This window comes from Kitasatospora sp. NPDC032121 (assembly GCF_055580145.1).
Genome location: NZ_JBVILX010000002.1, coordinates 717522 through 742697, shown reverse-complemented (window position 1 = coordinate 742697; position 25176 = coordinate 717522). Strand labels below are relative to the sequence as shown.

The following is a 25176-nucleotide window of genomic DNA, read 5'->3' as shown; positions in this document are numbered from 1 at the left end:
CACACCGGGCGACTGCCTACGCTGGACACGTGCATCGACTCAACGCCTGGCTCCGCCGTCACCCCATGGTGGTCGACGCCGCCTGGGCGGCGATCGTGCTGTTCTTCGGCCTGCTCCCGAACGGGGCCAACGTCGACGAGGGCTGGCGCTTCGACGCCTCGATCGCGCTCGCGGTGCTGCTGCCGCTGCTGATGGTCTTCCGGCGGCGCTTCCCCGACCTCACGGTGGTCGCCGCCACCTGCATCGGCGTCGGCCAGGTGATCGCGGGCGTCGCACCGGGCTTCTCCTCGATCGCCTACCTGGTCTTCGGCTACACGGGCGCCGCCTTCGGCCACAAGTGGACCTCCCGACTGGCCCTGGCGGCCGGCCTGTCCGCCGGGCCGCTGGTGTTCTGGCAGATGAAGCCGGTGAAGACGGTCTTCGACGGGGCCGGCGACGCCCACACCCGCCCGTACGGCTTCGGCGAGGCGGCGATGATCACGCTGCTGATGAGCACGCCGTTCATCCTCTGCTGGGCCTGGGGCCGGCTGACCAGGGTCCGCCGCGCCTACCTGACCGAGCTGGAGGACCGCGCCGCCCGGCTGGAGCGCGAGCGGGACGCCCAGTCCAAGGTGGCGGTCGCCGCCGAGCGGGCCCGGATCGCCCGCGAGCTGCACGACGTGGTCGCCCACAACGTCTCGGTGATGATCGTCCAGGCCGACGGCGCCGCGTACGTCCTGGACAACTCCCCGCAGCAGGCGAAGGAGGCGCTCGGCACGATCGCCTCCACCGGCCGCCAGGCGCTGGTCGAGATGCGCCGGCTGCTGGGCGTGCTGCGCACCGCCGACACCAAGGCCGAGGAGTACGTGCCGCAACCGGGCGTCGAGGAGCTGCCGGAGCTGCTGGAGCAGGTCCGCACGGCCGGGCTCGACGTGGACTACGCCACCTCCGGGCAGCCGCGCGAGCTGCCGCGCGGCGTCGAGCTGACCGTCTACCGGATCGTCCAGGAGGCGCTCACCAACGTCCGCAAGCACGGCGGCCCCGACGTGCACGCCCGGGTCGCGGTCGACTTCGGCGAGCGCGAGCTGGCCGTCCTGGTGGAGGACGACGGGCGCGGCAGCACCGACGAGCACCTGACCGCCGGCGGCGCGGACGGCCTCGGCCACGGCCTGATCGGCATGCGCGAACGCGTCGGCATGGTCAGCGGCAGCCTCGACGTGGGCCCCCGCCCCGGCGGCGGCTTCCGGATCCGCGCCGTCCTGCCGCTCAAGGCGGCCCACTAGCCCAGTCCGCCGTCCACCCCTCCAAGGAGTCCCACCTTGACCATCCGCGTGATGCTCGTCGACGACCAGGAACTGCTGCGCACCGGTTTCCGGATGATCCTCCAGTCGCAGGGCGACATCGAGATCTCCGCCGAGGCTGGCGACGGCGCGCAGGCCCTGGAGAAGCTGCGTCACACCGAGGTGGACGTGATCCTGATGGACGTCCGGATGCCGCGGCTGGACGGCGTGCAGGCGACCCGCCGGATCTGCCTGGCCGAGGACGGCAGCCCGCTGCCGAACGCCCCGCACGTGCTCATCCTCACCACCTTCGACCTGGACGAGTACGCCTTCGCCGCGCTCAAGGCCGGCGCCAGCGGCTTCCTCCTCAAGGACGTCCCGCCGACCGAGCTGGTGGCCGCGATCCGCGCGGTGCACGGCGGGGACGCGGTGGTCGCCCCGACCACCACCCGCCGGATGATCGACCGCTTCGCCGAGGTGCTGCCCACCCCGCAGAGCGCGCCCGGCTCCGACGCCCTCGGCCCGCTGACGGAGCGCGAGCGGGAAGTGTTCCTGCTGGTCGCCCAGGGCCTGTCGAACGGCGAGATCGCGGCCCGGCTGGTGCTCTCGGAGGCCACCGTGAAGACCCACGTCGGCCGGATCCTGGCCAAGCTGGGCCTGCGCGACCGGGTCCAGGCCGTGGTCCTGGCGTACGAGGCCGGGCTGATCCGGGCCGGGGCCGCGGACTAGCCACCTCGGGCCCGAACGGGCCGCGGCGGCGCCCGTACACTGGGGCGGTACGTCCGGTACCCGTCGCGGACCGGAACGGTCATTCAGGACAAGGGTGGACATGGGTTCGTCCGACTTCAGCGAGTTCGCCCCGTTCGGCGACCCCGGTGACCCCGGCAACCGGCCCGCCCGGCTGGCCGTCGGCGTGGTCGGCACCGGCCGGGTGGGCCCCGCGCTGGGCGCGGCGCTCCAGCTCGCCGGGCACACCGTGGTCGCCGCCTCCGGGGTGTCCGCCGTGTCCCGCCGCCGCGCCGAGGCGCTGCTGCCGGGCGTGCGGATCGTCACCCCGCCGCAGGTCCTGGCCGCCGCCGACCTGGTGCTGCTGACCGTCCCGGACGACGCGCTGGCCGACCTGGTGGGCGGCCTCGCCGCCACCGGCGCCGTCCGCCCCGGGCAGCTGCTGGTGCACACCTCCGGCGCGCACGGCGTCGGCATCCTGGAGCCCGCCACCCGGGACGGGGCGCTGCCGCTGGCCCTGCACCCGGCGATGACCTTCACCGGCACCTCGGTGGACCTGGCCCGGCTGGCCGGCTGCCCGTTCGGCGTGACCGCGCCCGAGGAGCTTCGGCCGGTCGCCGAGGCCCTGGTGGTGGAGATGGGCGGCGAGCCCGAGTGGGTGCCCGAGGAGGTCCGCCCGCTCTACCACACCGCCCTCGCCCACGGCTCGAACCACCTGGTCACCCTGGTCGCCCAGGCGATGGACCTGCTGCGCACGGCCGGCGTCGCCGAGCCGGGCCGGATGCTCGGCCCGCTGCTGGGCGCCGCCCTGGACAACAGCCTGCGCTCCGGCGACGCGGCCCTCACCGGTCCGGTCGCCCGGGGCGACTCGGGCACCGTACGGCGCCACCTGGCGCAGCTCAGTACGGTGTCCCCGGACATCCCGGCGGCCTACCGTGCGATGGCCCGCGCCACCGCACAGCGGGCGCTCGCCAACGGGACGATCGACGAAACGTCGGCGGCGGCGCTGCTGGACGTACTGAACGAGGAGAAGCCCTAGATGGCACGCGGTAAGCAGTCGAACAAGCCCCAGCGGACGCCGAAGGTCCACCGGGCCGTCGTCACCCGCACCGTGGACGAATTCGAGGCCGCGTTCTGGCCGGACGAGCAGCCGGTGGACAACGCCGTCGTGATGACCATGGGCGCGCTGCACGAGGGCCACGCCGCGCTGATCCGGGCCGCCCGCAAGCAGGTCGGCCGGGACGGCCGGGTCGCGGTGACGGTCTTCGTCAACCCGCTCCAGTTCGGCGCGGGCGAGGACCTGGAGCGCTACCCGCGCAGCCTCGACGAGGACGTGCGGCTGGCCGAGGAGAACGGCGCCGACGTGGTCTTCGCGCCGTCCGTCGAGGAGGTCTACCCGAACGGCGAGCCGCAGGTGCGCCTGGTGGCCGGCCCGATGGGCGAGCGCTACGAGGGCGCCACCCGGCCCGGCCACTTCGACGGCGTGCTGACCGTGGTCGCCAAGCTGCTGCACATCACCGACCCGGACTTCGCCTTCTTCGGCGAGAAGGACGCCCAGCAGCTGGCGATCATCCAGCGGATGGTCGCCGACCTGGACTTCGACGTCGAGATCGTCGGCGTGCCGACCGTCCGCGAGGAGGACGGCCTGGCGCTGTCCTCGCGCAACCGCTACCTCTCGGCGGAGGAGCGCGCCCACGCGCTCGCCCTGTCCAAGGCCCTGTTCGCCGGCCGGGACGCCGCCGCGCAGGGCCCGAAGGCCGTCCGCGAGGCCGCCTCGGCCGCCCTGGACGGCGCCGAGGGCGTCACCCTGGACTACCTCGCCCTGATCGACCCGCACGACTTCTCGGAGGCGGCGGACGACTTCCAGGGCGAGGCCGTGCTGGCCGTCGCCGCGAAGGTGGGCCCGACCCGCCTGATCGACAACGTCCGCATCATCGTTCGCTGAGACACCGTCGGCGACACCGGCGGCGACACCCGCAGCAACACCCCCCTTCAGGCATGCACTCACAGGAGGCGTGACCCGCAATGCTCCGCACCATGCTCAAGTCCAAGATCCACCGGGCCACCGTGACCCAGGCCGACCTGCACTACGTGGGATCCGTCACGGTGGACGAGGACCTGCTCGACGCCGCCGACCTGCTCCCCGGCGAGCTGGTCCACATCGTCGACATCAACAACGGCGCCCGGCTGGAGACGTACACCATCGCCGGCCCGCGCGGCTCCGGCGTGATCGGCATCAACGGCGCCGCCGCCCGCCTCGTCCACCCCGGCGACCTCGTCATACTCATCGCCTACGGGCAGATGGACACGGCCGAGGCCAAGGGCTACGAACCGAGGATCGTCTTCGTGGACGAGCGGAACCGGATCACCGGCCTGGGCGGGGACGCCGCCGAGGCCCAGGAGGGCACCGGGCTGCTCCGGGGGGACAGGGCGTACGGTGACGGCAACGGCGCGGCCGACGCCGCCTCGCGCTGAAGGAGCCACCCACCCATGTCCACGCACCGCCTCACCGCCCCGGCCCCCGGCTGGACCGCCACCACCGACGTGGTCGTGGTCGGCTCCGGGGTCGCCGGTCTCACCGTCGCGCTCAACGTCCGCAAGGCCGGCCTGCGGGCCATGGTGGTCACCAAGGCGATGCTGGACGACGGCTCCACCCGCTGGGCCCAGGGCGGCATCGCGGCCGCCCTGGGCGAGGGGGACACCCCCGAACAGCACCTGGACGACACCCTGGTGGCCGGCGCCGGGCTCTGCGACGAGGAGGCCGTGCGCACCCTGGTCACCGAGGGCCCGGACGCCGTCCGCCGGCTGATCGCGGTCGGCGCCGCCTTCGACCGCGGCGCGGCCGGCGAGATCCTGCTGACCCGCGAGGGCGGCCACCACCGCAACCGGATCGCGCACGCGGGCGGGGACGCGACCGGCGCCGAGATATCGCGCGCCCTGGTCGCCGCCGTCCGCACCGACCCGGCCATCGAGCTGATCGAGCACGCGCTGGTGCTCGACCTGCTGACCGACGCCGAGGGCCACGCCGCCGGGCTCACCCTGCACGTGATGGGCGAGGGCGCGCGCGACGGCGTCGGCGCCGTCCGGGCCCGCGCGGTGGTGCTCGCCACCGGCGGCATGGGCCAGGTCTTCTCGGCCACCACCAACCCGGCGGTCTCCACCGGCGACGGCGTGGCGCTCGCGCTGCGGGCCGGCGCCGCCGTCACCGACCTGGAGTTCGTCCAGTTCCACCCGACCGTGCTCTGGCTCGGCCCCGAGGCCGAGGGCCAGCAGCCGCTGGTCTCCGAGGCCGTGCGCGGCGAGGGCGCCCACCTGGTGGACGCGGACGGCGTCCGGTTCATGCTCGGGCAGCACGAGCTGGCCGAACTGGCCCCGCGCGACATCGTCGCCAAGGCGATCACCCGGCGCATGCAGGAGCAGGGCGCCGAGCACATGTTCCTGGACGGACGGCACTTCGGCGCCGAGATGTGGGAGCGCCGCTTCCCGACCATCCTCGCCTCCTGCCGCGCCCACGGCATCGACCCGGTCACCGAGCCGATCCCGGTCGCGCCGGCCGCGCACTACGCCTCCGGCGGCGTGCGCACCGACCCGCACGGCCGCACCAGCGTCCCCGGCCTGTACGCCTGCGGCGAGGTCGCCTGCACCGGGGTGCACGGCGCCAACCGGCTGGCCTCCAACTCGCTGCTGGAGGGCCTGGTCTTCGCCGAGCGGATCGCCGCCGACCTGGCCGCGCGGCACGGGGCCGGCGAACTGCCCGAGCGCACCGTGGACGTCGAGGCCGCCCGGTCGGCGCACGCCGTCCCGCTGCCCGCCTCCGAGGCGCGCGCCGAGATCCAGCGGCTGATGTCGCGCGGCGCGGGCGTGCTGCGCTCGGCCGCCTCGATGGCCGACGCCGCGGCCGGCCTCGCCCTGATCGCCGAGCAGGCGTACGCGCACGTCTCGGAGGAGAAGCCGGCCGACCCCCGGGTGGAGACCTGGGAGGCCGCCAACCTGCTGCTGGTCGCCACCTCCCTGGTCGCGGCCGCCGCGCAGCGCGCGGAGACCCGCGGCTGCCACTGGCGCGAGGACTTCCCCGAGCGCGACGACGCCCACTGGCGGCGCCACCTGATCACCACCCTCGCCGCCGCCGGCGGCCCGGTCAGCACCCCTGAGGAGCAGTAGAACCATGACCCACTCCCACGAGGAACTCCCGATGGCCGGCGGCTGCGGCGACGGCTGCGCCTGCGGGGACGGCGAGGGCTACGAGACCGGCCTGGACCCGCAGCTGGCCGAGTTGCTGGAGCAGGCCGGGCTGGACCCGGTCGAGGTCGAGGACATCGCCACCCTGGCGCTGGCCGAGGACCTGGCCGGCGGCGAGGACGTCACCTCGGTGGCGACCGTGCCCGCCGAGGCCGTCGCGACCGCCGACTTCACCGCCCGCCAGGCCGGCGTGGTGGCCGGCCTGCGGGTCGCCGAGGCGGTCGTCTCGCTGATCTGCGAGGAGGAGTTCGAGGTCGAGCGGCACGTCGAGGACGGCGACCGGGTGGAGGCCGGCCAGGTGCTGCTCTCCGTCCGCTCGCGCACCCGCGACCTGCTGACCGCCGAGCGCAGCGCGCTCAACCTGCTCTGCCACCTGTCCGGCATCGCCACCGCGACCCGCGCCTGGGCGGACGCCCTGGAGGGCACCGGCGCGGTGGTCCGGGACACCCGCAAGACCACCCCTGGCCTGCGCGCGCTGGAGAAGTTCGCGGTGCGCTGCGGCGGCGGGGCCAACCACCGGATGGCGCTCTCGGACGCCGCACTGGTGAAGGACAACCACGTGGTCGCGGCCGGCGGCGTGGCCGAGGCCTTCCGGGCCGTCCGGGCCGCGTATCCGGAGCTGCCGGTCGAGGTCGAGGTGGACACCCTGGAGCAGATCCCGCCGGTGCTGGAGGCCGGGGCGGACCTGATCCTGCTGGACAACTTCACCGTCGGCCAGCTGAAGGAGGCCGTGGCGCTGGTGGCCGGCCGGGCGAAGCTGGAGGCCTCCGGCGGACTGACCCTGGCCAGCGCGCGCGAGGTCGCCCAGACTGGTGTCGACTACTTGGCCGTGGGCGCGCTCACCCACTCCTCGCCGATCCTGGACATCGGCCTGGACCTGCGCGCCTGACCGTCAGCGGTCGAGCACAGACCCGTCCCGACTCGCAGAAAGCGCCCCATGCTCCTCACCATCGACGTCGGCAACACCCAGACCACGCTCGGCCTGTTCGACGGCGAGGACGTGGTGGAACACTGGCGGATCTCCACCGATCCGCGCCGCACGGCCGATGAACTGGCGGTGCTGCTGCAGGGGTTGATGGGCAACCACACCGCGGTCCGGGAGGCTGCGGTGGAGGGCCTGGCGATCTGCTCGTCCGTCCCCGCCGTGCTCCACGAGCTCCGCGAGGTGACCCGCCGCTACTACGGCGACGTCCCCGCGGTGATCGTGGAGCCCGGCGTGAAGACCGGGGTGCACGTCCTGATGGACAACCCCAAGGAGGTCGGCGCCGACCGGATCGTCAACGCACTGGCCGCCAACCACCTGTACGGCGGCCCGTGCATCGTGGTCGACTTCGGCACCGCGACCACCTTCGACGCCGTCAACGCGCGCGGCGACTACGTCGGCGGGGCGATCGCCCCCGGCATCGAGATCTCGGTCGAGGCGCTCGGCGTCCGCGGCGCCCAGCTGCGCAAGATCGAGCTGGCCCGCCCGCGCAACGTGATCGGCAAGAACACCGTCGAGGGGATGCAGTCCGGCATCCTCTACGGCTTCGCCGGCCAGGTCGACGGCCTGGTCGAGCGGATGGCCCGGGAGCTCGCCAAGGACCCGGACGACGTCCAGGTGATCGCCACCGGCGGGCTCGCCCCGCTCGTCCTCGGCGAGGCCACCACCATCGACGTGCACGAGCCCTGGCTGACCCTGATCGGCCTGCGCCTGGTGTACGAGCGCAACCGGCCCGCCGCCGGCTGAGCGGCGCTCAGCTTCCGGGCGTCGGGAAGGCGGGCAGGGTGGTCGGCCCTGACGTCGGCTCCGCGGAGGGGGACACGGTGCCGCTCCACGCGGATTCCCCGGGGAGGGGCCGGGGAGGAGCCGGCCGGAGGGTCATCCCGGGCGGCGACGGCAGCGGGAGGGTCGCTCCCGGGGTCGGCTTCCCCGCCCGCGAGTCCTTGATCGCCGCCGCGACCTCCTTCCAGCGCGGGTCCTTCACCACCGCGGCGAGCTGCTCCGGCGTCAGCGGCGGGTCGGCCCGGGTGATCGGGGTGCCCTTTTCCAACGGCTTGCGGTTCCACTCCTGGAGCATCATCTGGTAGCCGTCCCCGGCCAGCCTGGCGGACCAGGCCTTCGACCCCTCCGGCTCGCCGCTGCGCGTGCCGGCCTGGTAGACGGTCAGCCGGGTGCCGTCCGGAAGGACCGACGAGGAGCAGGCGTCCGCGGTCGGCTGCCCGGCCGGCAGCTCGGTCGGCACGCCGGCCGGGCAGTCCATGTCGGGCCCCTTGCCCCCGAATTCGATGATCCAGAACAGGTACTGCACCGGGCCGTGGCCGTCGTCCAGCACCAGCCGCAGCTGCGGGTTGCCGCCCTCGGCGCCCCGGGCCTCGCCCACCGTCACCGCCCCCTGCGGCAGCAGCTCGGTGAGCATCCGCAGGAACTCGGGGCCGGAGACCGGGGCGGCGGACGGGTGGCTCGACGCCGTACCGCCCGACGCCGCGCCGACCACCGCCGCGCCCTGCCCGGGCAGCAGGCCGCCGAGCGCGGCGCCGCCCACCCCGGCCAGGGCCAGGGCGGCGGCGCCCGCCGCGGTGCCCACCCGCCGCCGGCGGCGCAGCCGGCGGCCGTACGACCAGCCGGTGTCGACCAGCCGGGTACCGTCGGTGTCGTAGGCCCCGCCGGCCCGGCCTAGGGCCTCGGTGAAGGCCCGCTCGAACCGCTCGTCGGGCCCGTCGTGCTCTGCGGACATGCTGAACCAACCTCTCTACCATCTGAGTTGACGTGACGAACGGGCGGCCCTGCGGCTTCAGCGCCCGGCCAGTTCGCCGATGCCGTCGCCGAGAACCGTCCGGATCCGGCCGAGCGCGCGGTGGGACTGGGTCCGGACGGCGCCCGGGGTGAGCCGCAGGACGGCCGCGGTCTCCTCGACGCTGCGGTCCTCCCAGTAGCGCAGGACCAGTACGGCCCGGTCGCGGGGCGCGAGCCGTCCGAGCGCGTCCACCAGGGCCAGCCGCAGGTCCGGGTCCCCCTGCGGGGCCGCGCCGTCCGGCACCTCGTCGACCGGCCGCTCGCCGCTGGAGCGGCGGCCGCGGTGCGAGAGGAAGGCCCGCACCAGCACAGTGTGCGCGTACCCGGTCGGGTTGTCGATCCGGCGCTTGGCCCCGAACCACGAGGTGCGGTGCCACTGGGCGTAGACCCGCCCGAGCGCCTCCTGCACCAGGTCCTCGGCGAGGTGGGTGTCCCCGCCGGTGAGCAGGCAGGCCGACCGGTAGAGCGGTCTGGCGCGGGCGGCTGCGAAGGCCTGGAATTCCTCGTCCCGCCGCCCGCCCCGGGCCGCCTTCCCCTGACCGTCCGGTTGCATCCTGCCCGGCCCCCTCGCTCGTTCTCCCCTGACACCTTGATGACCAGGTGGCCCCCGGCGGCGTTACAGGTGGCGGCGAAAGGCTTCTTCGCCGGGCCGAACGTGGGTGGTTCGGCGCGACGTTACCGACAAATCGGATATTCCTCACGTAGTGTCAGCCCATGCCTACGCCACACGGATCGCGCGGCGGCATGGCCTTCAGCGCCGACGAAGTCCGCGTGCTGCGCCGCGCCCTCGCCCAAGCCCTGCACCCCGCCGTCCCCGTCCACCTCCAGGGGCCCGACCGGCCGGCGTTCGCCGGGCCGGGCGCCGAACTGTGGGCGGAGGACGTCCAGGACGCCCTGCGCCTGACCGAGGCGATCGACGAGGCCGTCCAGGAGGGCGGGCGGCTGCGCGCCTTCCTGCTCGCCGACCTCGGACGCTACCGCTCCGCCCTGCCCGGCAGCGCCCCCGGCTACCTGCAGCGACTGGAGGAGGCGGTGACCGACGGATACCTGCCCGGCCCCGAGGACCTCACCGCGCTGCGCGGGCTGACCCGCCAGCCCTGCGGCCAGGGCGAGCGGGCCCGTCGCTCCCGGCTCGCCGGGCGCTGCCACGCGCTGGCCGAGGCCGCCGTCCGCGAGCGGCTCGCGCTCCACACCGGGGCGCCCCGCCACCTGGTGGCCGTACCGAGCCCCGCCGCACCGCCGAACAGTCACCCCACCCCTGTAGGAGGACGGATCCCCATGAGCAGCACCGACTCCCGCCCGGAGCAGCCCGCCGCCGAGACGAACCCGCCGCCCCGTCCGCACCGGATGCCCACCCCCGCCGAACTGTTCGGCCGCCGCCCCAAGCCCCCCACCCGACCGGCCCCGTCGGCCGACCGGACCCCCGAGGACGCGGAGGACGTCGAACTCGCCACCGGCACCGGCTGAGCCGGCCGCACCCCCCCCGGAGGGGAGACCGCCCGTCGCGGTCTCCCCTCCGTCCGCATGCCGGTCCATGTGTCGACAATGCCGTCGTCCCGCCGGCCGCCGCCGGTCACGTCTTCATAACTTCCCCCCGCTGACCAGGCCGTTCGGTCCCGACCTGGGCGAATTGATGACGGATCAACCGGGTTGACGGACGTTCGACGATCCCTAGGGTGCGGATCCTCATCACTCCATTCGCGGGGGATTCACATGCACTCGACTCGCACGCGCCGGTTCCTCGGCGCGGGCACGGCCACGGTCGTGGCCGCCCTGGCCGCCGGCACCGCGGCCCTCCCGGCGCACGCCGCCGGCACCCAGCTCAGGATCTTCCCGACCGGCACGATCCAGATCTCGACCCAGCCGGCCGCCCAGCCCCAGTTCGGCGAGAACATCCACCTGCGGATCGGCCGGACCGGCACCGGCGTCGTGAACGGCGTCAAGCTCGCGTTCGACACCACCGGCATCGACGGGCTGGCCACGCTCAGCGTCCCGGGCTGCGCCACCGCGGGCAAGGTGATCACCTGCGACCTCTGGCGCCTCGACCTGGAGAACATCAACATCACCAACCACCCGTGGCTGAGCGCCGTCGCGGGAGTCCGCCCCGGCTCCACCGGGACCGTCCACGCCACCCTCAGCGCACCCGGCGCCGAGACCGGCGAGGCCGACATCCGGGTGGAGATCGGCGGCGCCGGCTTCCGCACCAAGGCGCCCTCGGAGCAGCTCGGCGTCAAGGTCGGCAGCACGCTCCCGTCGACCCTCGAGTTCGCCAACCACGGCGAGTCCGCGGCCCGGCGGGCGGTCGTCGAGGTCTACCTGACCCCTGGCCTCGACGTGGCCACCTGGCCCTCCAACTGCGAGTACGCGAAGGACAAGGGCGACTGGGCGGGCCGCGGCTTCGGCCGCCCGATGCCCACCGTGCACGGCATCTGCACCGTCGACGGCGAGATCGCCCCCGGCCAGGCCGTCAAGCTGAACGGCCTCGACCTCACCGTGGGCGCGGACGCCCGCTACGCCTTCGCCGGCTACTCCGTCTTCCCCGCCGAGGGCATGTACGGCAGCGGCGCCGAGGACCTGCGCCGGCAGCTGTCGTTCCAGCGCGGCACGGGCGCTCCCGCCACCCTGGTGAAGACCTCCGGTGAGGGGATCCCGGACGGTCTCGACATCAACGCCTACTCCACCGAGCAGGAGGTCCTCGCCGACAACAGCGCCGACTTCGCGGTGAACGGCTCCTGGGCGCCGGACGCCTCCGGCACCACCGGCACCTTCACCCTCGGGGCCGTCAACAACGGTCCGGCCTCGGTCATGGACCGCAGCGGCGGCGAGGCCGCGCCCAACCTCACCGTGCAGTTCCCGGAGGGGGTCACCGTCACCGGCCTGCCCGCGACCTGCCGGCCGAACGACTACGTGCTCGGCCAGAAGTCCGACAAGCCGCTCAACAAGTTCTCCTGCGACGGACTGGGCGACTTCTTCATCCCGGCGGGCGCCACCAACTCCCACAAGCTGACCCTCTCCGTCCCCGAGGGCACCGGCGAGCTGACCGCGACGGTCTCCCTGCAGAACATGACCAGCGAGTACGAGCCGGGCCACCCCAGCGCCGTCATGGGCTGGGACCACAACCCCGCCAACGACCTGCTGAAGGTGGACCTGCGGGCCGCCCCCGGCAGCACGCCCGGCACCGGCGGCACGCCCGCCCCGACCCCCACCGGGACGCCCACCGAGGCGCCCGTCACCGAGCCCTCCCCCGCGCCGACCGGCGCGGTCGTCCCGGCCGGCCTCACCGGCAAGGACTCCGCCGGTCCCGACGCGCAGGCCGACCCGGGCACCGGCGGCACCCGCACCGGCTCCACCGCGCGCACCGGCTCCGGCACCGACCGGGCCACCGGCGGCAGCCTGGCCAGCACCGGAAGCTCCGCCGCCCTCCCCCTGGCCGCGACGAGTGCCGCCGCCGTGCTGCTCGGCACCGCCGGTCTGGTCACCGCCCGCCGGCTCCGGGCCCGCCGCGACGGCTGACCCCGCCGCACCGAGGGGAGACCGCCGTCGTGGTCTCCCCTCACGGCAATCCCGGCGCGGAGCACCACGTGTGGCTGGCTACCCTTGTGGGGTGAGCGATCAGAGCCTTGTTCCCGCGACCGACGACCTTCCCGAGCAGATGCGCGTCCGGCGCGAGAAGCTCGACCGGCTCCGGGCGGCCGGTGTCGACCCGTACCCGGTCGGATTCCCCCGCACCACCACCATCGCGGACCTGCGTACCAAGCACCCCGACCTGGAGCCGGACACCGCCACCGGCGAGCGGGCCGGCGTCACCGGCCGCGTGATCCTCTCGCGCACCGGCGGCAAGCTCTGCTTCGCCACCCTGCGCGACGGCACCGGCGACCTCCAGGTGATGTTCTCCCTGGACAAGCTGGGCGCGGAGCGGCTGGCGGCCTGGAAGGCCGACATCGACCTCGGCGACCAGGTCGGCGTCGAGGGCGAGGTGATCACCTCCAAGCGCGGCGAGCTGTCCGTGATGGTGGACCGCTGGGAGCTCACCGCCAAGTGCCTGCGCCCGCTGCCGGACAAGCACAAGGGCCTGACCGACCCGGAGGCCCGGGTCCGCCAGCGCTACGTGGACCTGATCGTCAACCCCGAGGCCCGGGAGATCCTGCACCTGCGCAGCAAGGTCGTCCGCTCGATCCGCCGCACCTACGAGGACCGCGGCTACATCGAGGTCGAGACCCCGATGCTCCAGCCGGTGCACGGCGGCGCCAACGCGCGTCCGTTCAAGACGCACATCAACGCGTACGACATCGACCTCTACATGCGCATCGCCCCCGAGCTGTACCTCAAGCGGCTGGTGGTCGGCGGCGCCGAGAAGGTCTTCGAGATCAACCGCAACTTCCGCAACGAGGGCGCGGACTCCACCCACAACCCGGAGTTCACCTCGCTGGAGTCGTACGAGGCGTACGGCGACTACGACACCCAGGCCGAGCTGATCCGCGAGACGATCGTCAACGCGGCCCGGGACGCGCTGGGCACCACGGTGATCAGGGGCGTGGACGCGCACGGCGTCGAGCACGAGATCGACCTGGCCGAGCCGTGGGAGGAGGTCCGCGTCTACCCGGGCATCTCCGCCCGCCTGGGCGCCGAGGTCACCCCGGAGACCAGTGTCGAGGAACTGCGCAAGCTGGCCACCGAGCACGGCATCCCGTTCGAGAAGGACTGGGGCCACGGTCAGATCGTCCTGGAGATGGTCGAGCGCCTGCTGGAGGAGAACGCCGTCCGGCCGACCTTCATCAAGGACTACCCGACCGAGGTCTCCCCGCTGACCCGCCAGCACCGCTCGCAGCCCGGCGTGGCCGAGAAGTGGGACCTGGTGATCTTCGGGACCGAGATCGGCACCGCCTACTCCGAGCTGGTCGACCCGGTCGAGCAGCGCGCCCGCCTCACCGCCCAGTCGCTGCTGGCGGCCGGCGGCGACGTCGAGGCCATGCAGGTGGACGAGGACTTCCTGCGCGCCCTGGAGTACGCGATGCCCCCGACCGGTGGCCTCGGCCTCGGCGTGGACCGCCTGATCATGCTGCTGACCGGCAAGAACATCCGGGAGACGGTGCTCTTCCCGCTGGTGAAGCCGGAGCCGAAGGCTTCCGCCCCGACGGCGGAGAAGACCGAGGAGGAGTGACCTGATGGACTACGTCAGCGCGATCGTGCCGCCGCTGGTCATGGCGATCGGCTTCGGATTCCTGGTGCGGGCCATCATCCGCAGCCAGGGCGGGGCCCAGCGGGCCAAGGAAGACCTCGACTGACACCGTCAGCCGCCCGAACGACCGGCGCGCCGCCATTCCCGATTCCCGGGGGTGGCGGCGCGCCGGTTTGGCGTACTTCACAAGATTTGCCCCATTCACTCCCTATCCTGGCCGCACTATGGTCCGGCAACTCGGCGAACTTGAGAACGCCATCATGACCCGGGTGTGGCAGTGGAACCGACCGGTCACGGTTCGCGAGGTTCTCCTGGATCTGCGGTCGGAACGCGAAATCGCGTACACCACGGTGATGACCGTCCTGGACAAGCTCCACAGAAAGGGCTGGCTGCGCCGCGAGCGGGTCGGCCGGGCCTATCGATATGAACCGGTCTCCTCGCGTGAGGCGTACACGGCGGCCCTGATGAACGACGCCTGGGCCACCAGTGACAATCCGGCGGCGGCCCTGGTGCACTTCTTCGGCCTGATGTCCCCCGAGCAACGCGAAGCGCTCCGGGACGCCTTGCGGGTGGCCGCACTGTTCCCGTCCGATCCGCCCGGCGCGGATTCCGCGGACGACGGACCGGATACCGGTGGGACGGAACCGGGAGCGGCGCGATAACGTCCCGACCATGGAGGTCACCATCCGCCGGGCGCGGACCACGGACGTGCGGGCAGTGCGCGGGCTCATCGACGCCTACTCTCGCGACGGCATTCTGCTGGACAAGCCCACAGTCACACTGTTCGAATCCGTCCAGGAGTTCTGGGTCGCGGAACGCGACGACAACGGCGCGGTGGTGGCCTGCGGTGCACTGCACGTGATGTGGGAGGACCTCGCCGAGGTCCGCACGCTCGCCGTGGATCCGGTCGTCCGGGGCCACGGGATCGGGCACCTGCTGCTGGAGAAGCTGGTGCAGACGGCACGCTGGCTGGGCGTCCGTCGGATTTTCTGCTTGACGTTCGAGGTCGCGTTCTTCGCGAAACACGGTTTCGTCGAGATCGGCGAGGTCCAGGAAACCGATGATGGTACGACAGACCCGGCGGCGATCGCTACGGATGTCTATGAAGAACTCCTCCGCTCGTACGATGAAGGCGTCGCCGAGTTCCTCGACCTGGAGCGGGTGAAGCCCAACACACTGGGCAACTCGCGCATGCTGCTGCACCTCTGAGCCGCTCCACCCGGGTCAAGGGTTTGTGTTTTCCGGAGAAAGGCGCTTTCCTTTCCTTAGGCAATGGGTCGTTTAGCGGAAAGGGAAGCCCGTGGCACAGAGGGTGCAGGTCATTCTTGAAGACGATCTCGACGGCGGTTCGGCGGACGAGACGGTGACGTTCGCGCTCGACGGCGTTGCCTACGAGATCGACCTGAAGAGCGCGAACGCGGACAAGCTCCGCGGTCTGCTGGCGCCGTACGTCGAGAAGGGCCGCAAGCAGAGCGGCCGGCTCGCCGGTGCCCGCCGCCCGGGCCGCGGCGGTGCCGCGCGTCCGTCCGGCGGCGGTGCGCCCGACACCGCCAAGATCCGCGCGTGGGCCAAGGAGCAGGGCCTGGAGGTCAACGACCGCGGCCGCGTTCCGAGCAACGTCCGCGAGGCCTACGAGAAGGCCAACGCGTCCTGATCCCGGCGCCGCAGGCCCGCCGGAGCGGGTGCGGGGCCCCGGCGGCCGGAGACGGCACCGCCATCACACGCACGGGGCGCGGAGGGTCTCCTCCGCGCCCCGCGGCGCGTGCCCACCGGGGCCGCGCCACCACCGGTACCGAGGGCCGCGCGGGGCGCCGGCTCGGGCGGCGGAACAACGACGGCCTGTGCGACGCTGTAGGGGCGAAGCGGCAACGCGGACACCTCCGGGCGGTCCACCCGGGCCCCGGCCGCCGTCGAACCGCCGTCTCCACGGCCCGACTTCTCGCCAGGCGAACACCGCCACCGCGGAAACTGCGCGAGAAGCGCCCCGATACCGGGTATGAATGCAGGTGGACGGGTTCTTCGGCCCGTCCAGGGGCAGTAAGTGCGACCGGCCGGAGCCGTTCCGGCCGCGCCCCGGCGGCACGTGTTCGCCGATGGCGTAGCGGAATCCGGTGCATCCGGCCCGTCTGCGGGAACACCGTTTCCCAGCATCAGGTTGAGATTGGTGTCGGCTGGTCGCGCAGCATCTCGCTCCTCTACCGGGGAGTGAATCCGTGGGCCGCGCCGCTGAGCGGGACTAGCATGCGGAAGGACAGGGCGGGGACGGACCCCGAACTGCCCGACCGCTCTGAGGAGCGATAAACGATGTTCGAGAGGTTCACCGACCGCGCGCGGCGGGTTGTCGTCCTGGCTCAGGAAGAAGCCCGGATGCTCAACCACAACTACATCGGCACCGAGCACATCCTCCTGGGTCTGATCCACGAGGGCGAGGGCGTCGCCGCCAAGGCCCTGGAGAGCCTCGGGATTTCTCTTGAGGCCGTTCGCCAGCAGGTCGAGGAGATCATCGGCCAGGGCCAGCAGGCCCCGTCCGGTCACATCCCCTTCACCCCCCGGGCGAAGAAGGTCCTGGAGCTGTCGCTCCGCGAGGCGCTTCAGCTCGGCCACAACTACATCGGCACCGAGCACATCCTGCTCGGCCTGATCCGCGAGGGCGAGGGCGTCGCCGCCCAGGTCCTGGTGAAGCTGGGCGCCGACCTCAACCGGGTGCGCCAGCAGGTCATCCAGCTGCTCTCCGGCTACCAGACCGGTGGCGGCGGCAAGGAGTCGGCCACGGCCGGCGGGCCCGCCGAGGGCACCCCGTCGACGTCGCTGGTCCTGGACCAGTTCGGCCGCAACCTCACCCAGGCCGCCCGCGAGGCCAAGCTCGACCCGGTCATCGGGCGCGAGAAGGAGATCGAGCGGGTCATGCAGGTGCTGTCCCGCCGCACCAAGAACAACCCGGTGCTGATCGGTGAGCCCGGCGTCGGCAAGACGGCCGTGGTCGAGGGCCTGGCCCAGGCGATCGTCAAGGGCGAGGTCCCGGAGACGCTCAAGGACAAGCAGCTCTACACGCTGGACCTGGGCGCCCTGGTGGCCGGCTCGCGCTACCGCGGTGACTTCGAGGAGCGCCTGAAGAAGGTGCTCAAGGAGATCCGCACCCGCGGCGACATCATCCTGTTCATCGACGAGCTGCACACCCTGGTCGGCGCGGGCGCCGCCGAGGGCGCCATCGACGCCGCCAGCATCCTCAAGCCGATGCTGGCCCGCGGCGAGCTGCAGACCATCGGTGCCACCACCCTGGACGAGTACCGCAAGCACCTGGAGAAGGACGCCGCGCTGGAGCGCCGCTTCCAGCCGATCCAGGTCGCCGAGCCCTCGCTGCCGCACACCATCGAGATCCTCAAGGGTCTGCGCGACCGCTACGAGGCCCACCACCGGGTCTCCATCACGGACTCCGCCCTGGTCGCCGCCGCCACCCTGGCCGACCGGTACATCTCGGACCGCTTCCTGCCGGACAAGGCGATCGACCTGATCGACGAGGCCGGCTCCCGGATGCGCATCCGCCGGATGACCGCGCCGCCGGACCTGCGCGAGTTCGACGAGAAGATCGCCGACGTTCGCCGCGAGAAGGAGAGCGCGATCGACGCGCAGGACTTCGAGAAGGCCGCGTCCCTGCGCGACGACGAGAAGCAGCTCCTGCAGGCCAAGGCCAAGCGCGAGAAGGAGTGGAAGGCCGGCGACATGGACGTCGTCGCGGAGGTCAACGAGGAGCTCATCGCCGAGGTCCTGGCCACTGCCACCGGCATCCCGGTCTTCAAGCTGACCGAGGAGGAGACGTCCCGCCTGCTGCGCATGGAGGACGAGCTGCACAAGCGCGTCATCGGCCAGAAGGACGCCATCAAGGCGCTCTCCCAGGCCATCCGGCGCACCCGTGCGGGCCTCAAGGACCCGAAGCGCCCCGGCGGTTCGTTCATCTTCGCCGGCCCGTCCGGTGTCGGTAAGACCGAGCTGTCCAAGACGCTGGCGGAGTTCCTGTTCGGCGACGAGGACGCGCTGATCGCGCTCGACATGTCCGAGTTCTCCGAGAAGCACACCGTCTCCCGGCTGTTCGGCTCCCCGCCCGGCTACGTGGGCTACGAGGAGGGCGGCCAGCTGACCGAGAAGGTCCGCCGCAAGCCGTTCTCGGTCGTCCTCTTCGACGAGGTCGAGAAGGCCCACCCGGACATCTTCAACTCGCTGCTGCAGATCCTGGAGGACGGTCGCCTGACCGACTCCCAGGGCCGCGTGGTCGACTTCAAGAACACCGTCATCATCATGACAACCAACCTCGGCACCCGGGACATCTCGAAGGGCTTCAACCTCGGCTTCGCGGCCACGGGTGACACCCAGACCGGGTACGAGCGGATGAAGGCGAAGGTCGGCGAGGAGCTCAAGCAGCACTTCCGCCCCGAGTTCCTGAACCGTGTCGACGACATCGTGGTGTTCCACCAGCTGTCCGAGGACGACATCATCCAGATCGTCGACCTCATGATCGCCAAGGTGGACGAGCGGCTCAAGGACAAGGACATGGGCCTGGAGCTCAGCGTCGAGGCCAAGAAGCTGCTGGCCAAGCGCGGCTACGACCCGATCCTGGGTGCCCGTCCGCTGCGCCGCACCATCCAGCGCGAGATCGAGGACCACCTCTCCGAGAAGATCCTCTTCGGCGAGCTGCGGGCCGGCCACATCGTCGTCGTCGACGTCGAGGGCGAGGGCAAGGACGCCAAGTTCACCTTCCGCGGCGAGGAGAAGTCGGCCGTCGCGGACACCCCGGCCGCGGTCGCCTCGTCCGGTCCGGACCTGACGAAGTAACCCAACTTTTAACAGACAACTTCACAGCCACCGAGCCCCCGGCGTTCACGCCGGGGGCTCGGTGCGTGCGCCTCCCACCAGGGCCGGAGCCGGTGCGGGCGGGGATGGCTGGCTCCCACGCTGGCTGGTGCGGGTGCGCCCGGTTTCTCAGCAAGCTTTAACCAACATACGGTTGACAGACGGTCAGGTGATGGGAAGTCGCGGAGCATAGCGCCGTGGCCATGTCATGGTCAAGGTCTATCTTTTCTGTGCACGCTTGTATCAAATGACGTCCACCTGTCTTTCATTTTGGTTTGCCGGGCTTTGGCCATGCGCTTGGCCCCGGTCGGGGAGGACGTCACAACGTTGAAGAACACCAGGAAAACCGCTGCGGCCTCGACGGCCGCGGCGGTCATAGTCGCGCTCGGTGCGGGCCTGTTCCCGGGCACCGCCGTCGCCGCCGGCTCGGCCCCGGTCCCGAAGGACCCGGCCGACGCCGTTCAGAACACCGAGCACAACATTCCGGGCCCGCTGACCGCGAAGGTGGAGGCGGAGCAGAAGGCCGCCACCGAGAAGCTGCTCAACGGCACCGCGCAGATCGAGCAGCACAACGGCAGCACCAGTGTGAAGCTCGGCAAGGACAAGTACGTCGAGCTCGCCCGCGAGCGCACGGACAAGATCTTCACCATCCTCGTCGACTTCGGTGACCAGGTGGACAACACCACCAAGACCGCCGACGGCAAGGTCAAGTACGGCGGCGAGCCCGGCCCGAAGCACAACGAGATCGAGGCGCCGGACCCGGCGACCAACAACTCGACCGCCTGGCAGGCCGACTACAACCAGCAGCACTTCCAGGACCTGTACTTCGCCAAGGACAAGCCCTCGCTGAAGACCTACTACGAGAAGCAGTCCTCGGGCCGCTACTCGGTCGACGGCGTGGTCTCGGACTGGGTCCGGGTGCCGTGGAACGAGGCCCGCTACGGGTCCGACTACTGCGGCTCCAACGTCTGCGCCAGCGCGCAGGACCTGATCCGCGACGCCGTGGACATCTGGTACAAGGACCAGCTGGCCAAGGGTCAGACCGAGGCGCAGATCAAGGCGACCCTGGCCCAGTACGACCAGTGGGACCGCTACGGTTCGCACCACGACGGGAACTTCAACCAGCCCGACGGGTACATCGACCACTTCCAGATCGTGCACGCCGGCGAGGACAAGTCGGCCGGTGGCGGCAAGCAGGGCACCAAGGCCCTGTGGGCGCACCGCTCGTACGTCTACGGCAACCTGCAGGGCACGGCCGGCCCCGAGGGCAACAAGCTCGGCGGCGTCCAGGTCGGCAACAGCGGCCTGTGGATCGGCGACTACACGATGCAGCCGGAGAACGGCGGCCTCGGCGTCTTCGCCCACGAGTACGGCCACGACCTCGGTCTGCCGGACCTCTACGACACCGCCGGCAAGGGCATCGACAACTCGGTCGGCTTCTGGTCGCTGATGTCCTCCGGTTCCTGGCTCGGCGAGGGCAAGAACAGCATCGGCGACATGCCGAACGACCTCGACGGCTGGAGCAAGTACCAGCTCGGCTGGCTGAACGTCGACCGCGCCAAGGCCGGCACCGAGTCGACCCACCACATCGGCCCGGCGGAGTACAACAGCAAGCTGCCGCAGGGCCTGATCGTCGACCTGCCGAAGAAGAGCATCACCACCGACATCAACAAGCCGTTCGGCGGCACCGGTGAGTGGTGGAGCGGCAGCGCCGACAACCTGAACGTCACGCTGACCCGCGACATCGACCTGACCGGCAAGGCCAAGGCCAGCATCAACGCCAAGGCCTGGTACGAGCTGGAGCAGGACTTCGACTACGCGTTCGGCGAGGTCTCCACCGACGGCGGCAAGACCTGGACCGTCATCGACGGCACCTGGAACGGCACCGCGCTGCCGCGCGAGAACGGCCGTCCGGCCATCAGCGGCCAGGTGGCCGCCTGGGGCGACCTGTCGTTCAACCTGGACGCCTACGCCGGCCAGAAGATCAAGTTCCGCTACCACAACACCACCGACGGCGGCCTGCACTACCGCGGCCTGACGCTGGACAACATCGCGGTCGTCGCCGACGGCGCCACCGTGTTCAGCGACGACGTCGAGAAGGCCGACAACAGCTGGGCGGCCGAGGGCTTCACCCGCTTCGGCGGCTCGTACACCAAGGACTACGCGCAGTACTACATCGCGGAGAACCGGCAGTACGTGTCCTTCGACCAGACGCTGAAGACCGGCCCGTACAACTTCGGCTTCGCCGACAAGCCGAACTGGGTCGAGCACTACTCGTACCAGCCCGGCCTGCTGATCTGGTACTGGGACCAGTCGCAGACCGACAACAACGTCAGCGCCCACCCGGGCCACGGCCTGGTCCTGCCGGTCGACTCGCACCCGGCTCCGCTGAAGTGGACCGACGGCAGCCTGATGCGTCCGCGCATGCAGGGCTACGACTCCACCTTCGGCTCCCGCCGCACCTCGGGGCTGACCCTGCACAAGGCCGGCGTCGAGACCGTCATCCCGAAGGCCAAGGGCGTCGACGAGTTCAACGACCTGAAGTCCTGGTGGAGCAAGGACAACCCGTACAGCGGTGTCGACGTCCCGAAGACCGGGACCAGCATCGAGGTCGAGAACGAGTCCTCGAACTACCTGGAGACCTGGATCCGGGTCCGCCCGGTCGACAACTGATCGCCACCCCGGTAGCGACCAGCCTGTGACCAGGCAGCTCTGACAACTCCACGTCCGGCCCGTCCCCGCAGCGCGCGGGGGCGGGCCGGACGCTTTTGTCGGGGCCGGTCGGGGTCGGGTCCGGTCGGGGGGCGGGCCGGACGCTTTGTCGGGGCCGGTCGGGGTCGGGTCCGGTCGGGGGGCGGGCCGGACGCTTTGTCGGGTCCGGTCGGGGTCGGGCCGGGGTTCAGGACCACCCGGCTCCGGGGCCGGCCGGCAGCCGGTCCAGGAAGGCGGCGACCGCCACCGCGACGTCCGCGCCGGTCCAGTCGAGGGCGGGCGCGGCGACCGTGACCTCGGTCATCGAGAGCCCGGGCGGCCCGCACTCGCGCCAGGCGCCGAACAGCCCGATCCCGGTGTCCTCGGCCAGCCCCAGCCCGGCCTCCTCCAACTCCGCGGCCGGGTACGGCAGCCAGAGCTGGAACTGGTGGGTGTGCGGCGGGGCCGGCTGCACCCGGGCACCGGGGACGGCGGCGACCGCCCGGGCCAGCGCCCCGGCGACCGTCCGGGCGTGCGCCACGTACCCGGCCAGCCGCGGCAGTTCGCGCTCCAGCCCGGCCAGGGCGGCCAGCGCGAACGGCCACTGCTGGTAGAGCTGCCCGCCGTAGCGGTGCCGCCAGGCCCGGGCGGTGCGGACGAAGCCGCGCGGGCCGGCCAGCGCGGCGCCGCTGATGCCGCCGAGCGCCTTGTAGAAGGAGACGTAGACCGAGTCGGCCAGGGCGGCGACCTCCGGCAGCGGCCGGCCGAGGGCGACCGCGGACTCCCAGATCCGGGCGCCGTCCAGGTGCAGCGCCGCACCGTGCTCCTCCCGCACCACCGCGGCCAGCTCCACCAGCTCCGCCCAGCCGGGCAGCACGAACCCGGCGTCGCGCAGCGGCAGCTCCAGGCTCAGCGCGGCGTACGGCTCGTCCAGGGCGCGCAGTTCCTCGGCGGTGGGCTGGCGCGGCGCGGTGGTCGGCCAGAGGCTGCGCAGGCCGGACAGGATGCCGAGCGCCTGCCGCTCGTGCCGGTCGGTGTGGGCCAGCGGGTGGGTGACCACGGCTCGCAGCCCGGCGGCCTCGGCGTGGATCCGCAGCGCGGTCTGCTGGGCCATCGTGCCGGTCGGGAAGAAGGCCGCGTCCTCGGTGCCGAGCAGCTCGGCGACCCGCTGCTCCAGGGTGCGGACCACGCCGTCGCCGTACTGGTCGGGGCGGCCGTCCAGGTCGGGGGCGGTGTGCGGCTCAGGAGCGGTGTGGGGCTCGGAGGCGGTGTGCGGCTCGGAGGCGGTGTGCGGCTCGGAGGTGCCCCCGGGCTCGCCCGGGGGCCGGCCCGCCAGGTCGGCGAGGCGTTCGCGGATGCTCTGCGGCCGGGCCCCGGACAGCAGCCGCTCGCAGCCGCGCAGGGCGGCGAAGCGGCGGTCCGGCAGGCTCGGGCGGTCACTGGCGTCGGGATCTTCGCTCCTGTTGCCATACATGGCTCGATGGTCCCGCAGCGGGCCGCACCGGTCAGCGGTGCGGGCGTAAAGCGGTCCGAGTCCGTCAAACCCCGGCCGCGCGTGGTGCTGGTCACAGGCCTCCGGCGCGGTACGACCGGTGGTAGTAGTGGAGCCGGTGGGATCGGCGGACCACTGCGAAGCCGCCATGGACGACCGGATCGCATGATCACTACTCCATCGGTTGGAATCTCCGCCGCCACGCTGACTACATGCCGTAGTACGTCACCGCGTTTGGGACTCCGCTCAGTGACCGTTAAACCTGAGTGGTCCCCCGCTCAGCACGCTCCCGAACGGGCCCTTCGTGCTGCCCTCGTACGATCCGTGAGGTACGGCAAGCGATGTCCACCATCCCGCCCGTCGGGCCGGCCCTCCGCCGGCTCGCCGCCCGAGCGGTGGCCCAGGCCGCCGTCTGGCGGCCCCGGATCGGTCACGCCGTCCGCACCCAGGCCGCGCCGCTGCGCACGCTCGGTTCGCCCCGGCACACCACGCTGCCCGGCAGCAGCCAGCGCGCCGAGCACGACCACGCGCTGGTCTCGGCCGGGGCCGCCGCCGTGCTGCTCGCCGGCGTGCTGCTGGTGGCCACCCCGGGCACGGCCTCGGCGCAGACCGTACGACCCACCACGCCGGGCAGCTCGGCCTTCACCGTGCCGCGGGCGGAGGTGCCCAACGCCGGGCTGGTCCAGGTGGCCGGCCCCAGCCCGTACAAGCTGCCCGACGACGGGGCCTCGGCGCAGCAGTCCGTGGGGGTGGCGGCCAACCTGCTGCCGCTCGTACCGCCGCCGCCGGAGCCCGAGGAGGCGCCCGCCGGAGAGCCGGCGCCGGAGCCCGAAGCGGCGCCCGAGCCCGCGCCCGAGCCGGCTCCCGGGTGGTCGGCGCCGGTGCCGAACGCGCCGACCAGCAACCCGTACGGGAAGCCCGACCGCCACTACGCGGCCGGGTACCACACCGGGGTGGACTTCGCGGTGGCCCCGGGCACGCCGCTGCTGGCGGTCGGCGACGCGACCGTGGTGTCGGCCGGCTGGGACGGCGCGTACGGCAAGGAGGTCGTGCTGCGGCTGACGGACGGGCACTTCGCGCAGTACGCCCACATGTCCTCGGTCTCCGTCTCGGCGGGCCAGCGGGTGTCGGCGGGCGAGCGGATCGGGTCGTCCGGGAACACCGGCAACTCGACCGGCCCGCACCTGCACTTCGAGATCCGCACCAGCAACCGCTACGGCGCGGTGGTCAACCCGATCGCCTACCTCGCGGGGCACGGCGTCACGGACTTCTGAGCCGCCCGACGGTCGTCAGCCGGCGCTGGGGGCGGGGTGGCTGATCCGGGCGCCGATCTCCAGCGCGATGTCCCGGGCCGCCCCGATCGCCTCGTCCAGCTCGGCCGGGGGCGGCTGCTCGCCCCACACGTTCGGGGCGTGCTCGCAGTCCGCGTTGTCCTGCTTGACCAGGAACAGGGACGAGTGGACGGTGAACAGCGCCATCGCGGCCCGCAGCCGGTCGTGGAAGTCCGCGCCCGGCCCGTGCACCAGCTGCATCATGGTGATCATGCGGTCCTTGAAGGCCAGCCCGGCCGGGGACTCGCGCAGCGCGGGCTGGTTCTCGTGGAAGAAGCGCAGCAGCGGGGCCCGCTCGGCCATCCCGTCGGCGAAGCGACGGATCAGCTCGTCGCGCATCTCCGGGCTCCAGCTCTGCTTGCGGCCCCACGCGATGGTGTCGTCGATCGGCGCGGCCATCCGCTCGACGATGCCCAGGACGATGTCGTCCTTGGTCTTGAAGTGGTAGTAGAGCGCGGCCTTGGTGACGCCCAGGCGGTCGGCGATCTCGCGCAGTGAGGTCTGCTCGTAGCCCTGCTCGGAGAAGAGCTCCAGGGACACCTCGATGATGCGAGCCCGGGTGTCGCTACGGGGGCTGTGCGGAGTGCCCATGGCCTGCCTCATGACTGCGTCGGTGACTACTGCGGACCCCGGGGCGG

Annotated in this window: 20 protein-coding genes and 1 pseudogene; 17 read left to right on the top strand and 4 right to left on the bottom strand. The window is 72.3% G+C overall.

The features are described from left to right. The first annotated feature begins 29 nt into the window (after window positions 1-29). The 8 genes from ACZ5OX_RS09185 (at window position 30) to ACZ5OX_RS09150 (ending at window position 7953) form a co-directional block, all read left to right on the top strand. The gene (locus ACZ5OX_RS09185; RefSeq protein ID WP_465629367.1) at window positions 30-1262 is read left to right on the top strand and encodes a sensor histidine kinase; all 1233 of its coding nucleotides are present in this window, start codon (window positions 30-32) and stop codon (window positions 1260-1262) included. Window positions 1263-1298: 36 nt separating this feature from the next. Further along, window positions 1299-1988 (top strand): response regulator, encoded by a 690-nt coding sequence (locus ACZ5OX_RS09180; protein ID WP_392867770.1) that lies wholly within the window; start codon window positions 1299-1301, stop codon window positions 1986-1988. Window positions 1989-2088: 100 nt separating this feature from the next. Then, window positions 2089-3024: a Rossmann-like and DUF2520 domain-containing protein gene (locus ACZ5OX_RS09175; RefSeq protein WP_465629366.1), complete on the top strand. Its 936-nt coding sequence runs from the start codon at window positions 2089-2091 to the stop codon at window positions 3022-3024. Next, the gene (gene panC, locus ACZ5OX_RS09170) at window positions 3025-3930 is read left to right on the top strand and encodes a pantoate--beta-alanine ligase (RefSeq protein WP_465629365.1); all 906 of its coding nucleotides are present in this window, start codon (window positions 3025-3027) and stop codon (window positions 3928-3930) included. An 80-nt stretch (window positions 3931-4010) separates the two neighbouring features. Beyond that, on the top strand, window positions 4011-4460 hold the full coding sequence (gene panD, locus ACZ5OX_RS09165) for an aspartate 1-decarboxylase (protein ID WP_392867777.1): 450 nt from the start codon (window positions 4011-4013) through the stop codon (window positions 4458-4460). Between the two features lie 15 nt (window positions 4461-4475). Beyond that, entirely contained in the window at window positions 4476-6146 is a 1671-nt protein-coding gene (locus ACZ5OX_RS09160; protein WP_449791001.1) for an L-aspartate oxidase, read from the top strand. 4 nt (window positions 6147-6150) lie between these two features. Further along, window positions 6151-7113: a carboxylating nicotinate-nucleotide diphosphorylase gene (gene nadC / locus ACZ5OX_RS09155; RefSeq protein WP_449791000.1), complete on the top strand. Its 963-nt coding sequence runs from the start codon at window positions 6151-6153 to the stop codon at window positions 7111-7113. A gap of 48 nt (window positions 7114-7161) precedes the next feature. Next, window positions 7162-7953 carry a type III pantothenate kinase gene (locus tag ACZ5OX_RS09150; RefSeq protein WP_224283786.1) on the top strand — a complete coding sequence of 264 codons (792 nt, stop codon included), beginning with the start codon at window positions 7162-7164 and terminating at the stop codon, window positions 7951-7953. A 7-nt stretch (window positions 7954-7960) separates the two neighbouring features. Here ACZ5OX_RS09150 and ACZ5OX_RS09145 read toward each other — a convergent pair whose 3' ends face one another. Both ACZ5OX_RS09145 and ACZ5OX_RS09140 read right to left on the bottom strand, forming a co-directional pair. Then, the gene (locus ACZ5OX_RS09145) at window positions 7961-8941 is read right to left on the bottom strand and encodes a hypothetical protein (protein WP_465629364.1); all 981 of its coding nucleotides are present in this window, start codon (window positions 8939-8941) and stop codon (window positions 7961-7963) included. Window positions 8942-8998: 57 nt separating this feature from the next. Continuing rightward, entirely contained in the window at window positions 8999-9553 is a 555-nt protein-coding gene (locus ACZ5OX_RS09140; protein ID WP_449790998.1) for a SigE family RNA polymerase sigma factor, read from the bottom strand. 161 nt (window positions 9554-9714) lie between these two features. Here ACZ5OX_RS09140 and ACZ5OX_RS09135 point away from each other — a divergent pair, with 161 nt between their 5' ends. The 8 genes and pseudogenes from ACZ5OX_RS09135 to ACZ5OX_RS09100 all read left to right on the top strand — a co-directional run bounded on the left by ACZ5OX_RS09135 (window position 9715) and on the right by ACZ5OX_RS09100 (window position 21697). Then, a complete protein-coding gene (locus ACZ5OX_RS09135) occupies window positions 9715-10467 on the top strand; it encodes a hypothetical protein (RefSeq protein ID WP_465629363.1) in 753 nt (250 codons plus the stop codon). A 246-nt stretch (window positions 10468-10713) separates the two neighbouring features. Continuing rightward, window positions 10714-12513 carry a hypothetical protein gene (locus ACZ5OX_RS09130; RefSeq protein WP_465629362.1) on the top strand — a complete coding sequence of 600 codons (1800 nt, stop codon included), beginning with the start codon at window positions 10714-10716 and terminating at the stop codon, window positions 12511-12513. Between the two features lie 127 nt (window positions 12514-12640). Continuing rightward, window positions 12641-14161 (top strand): annotated as a pseudogene (gene lysX, locus ACZ5OX_RS09125) (bifunctional lysylphosphatidylglycerol synthetase/lysine--tRNA ligase LysX); the annotation flags it as partial. Window positions 14162-14403: 242 nt separating this feature from the next. Then, window positions 14404-14841 (top strand): BlaI/MecI/CopY family transcriptional regulator, encoded by a 438-nt coding sequence (locus tag ACZ5OX_RS09120; protein ID WP_449790995.1) that lies wholly within the window; start codon window positions 14404-14406, stop codon window positions 14839-14841. 10 nt (window positions 14842-14851) lie between these two features. After that, window positions 14852-15388 carry an amino-acid N-acetyltransferase gene (locus tag ACZ5OX_RS09115; RefSeq protein ID WP_402415582.1) on the top strand — a complete coding sequence of 179 codons (537 nt, stop codon included), beginning with the start codon at window positions 14852-14854 and terminating at the stop codon, window positions 15386-15388. Window positions 15389-15479: 91 nt separating this feature from the next. Continuing rightward, the gene (locus ACZ5OX_RS09110; RefSeq protein ID WP_363380541.1) at window positions 15480-15833 is read left to right on the top strand and encodes a histone-like nucleoid-structuring protein Lsr2; all 354 of its coding nucleotides are present in this window, start codon (window positions 15480-15482) and stop codon (window positions 15831-15833) included. A 650-nt stretch (window positions 15834-16483) separates the two neighbouring features. Continuing rightward, window positions 16484-19006 carry an ATP-dependent Clp protease ATP-binding subunit gene (locus ACZ5OX_RS09105; protein ID WP_402415585.1) on the top strand — a complete coding sequence of 841 codons (2523 nt, stop codon included), beginning with the start codon at window positions 16484-16486 and terminating at the stop codon, window positions 19004-19006. Window positions 19007-19315: 309 nt separating this feature from the next. Beyond that, the gene (locus ACZ5OX_RS09100; RefSeq protein ID WP_465629361.1) at window positions 19316-21697 is read left to right on the top strand and encodes an immune inhibitor A domain-containing protein; all 2382 of its coding nucleotides are present in this window, start codon (window positions 19316-19318) and stop codon (window positions 21695-21697) included. 226 nt (window positions 21698-21923) lie between these two features. On the opposite strand, the gene ACZ5OX_RS09095 is transcribed toward ACZ5OX_RS09100, so the two are convergent. After that, window positions 21924-23189, bottom strand: a complete 1266-nt coding sequence (locus ACZ5OX_RS09095) for a threonine aldolase family protein (protein WP_465629360.1) — start codon at window positions 23187-23189, stop codon at window positions 21924-21926. A 359-nt stretch (window positions 23190-23548) separates the two neighbouring features. On the opposite strand from ACZ5OX_RS09095, the gene ACZ5OX_RS09090 reads away from it, so the two are divergent. After that, complete coding sequence (locus tag ACZ5OX_RS09090; RefSeq protein WP_465629359.1) at window positions 23549-24481, top strand: M23 family metallopeptidase; 933 nt, start codon at window positions 23549-23551, stop codon at window positions 24479-24481. A gap of 15 nt (window positions 24482-24496) precedes the next feature. Here the strand turns inward: ACZ5OX_RS09090 and ACZ5OX_RS09085 are convergent, their stop codons facing one another. Then, on the bottom strand, window positions 24497-25129 hold the full coding sequence (locus tag ACZ5OX_RS09085) for a TetR/AcrR family transcriptional regulator (RefSeq protein WP_465629358.1): 633 nt from the start codon (window positions 25127-25129) through the stop codon (window positions 24497-24499). Between the last annotated feature and the right edge of the window lie 47 nt (window positions 25130-25176).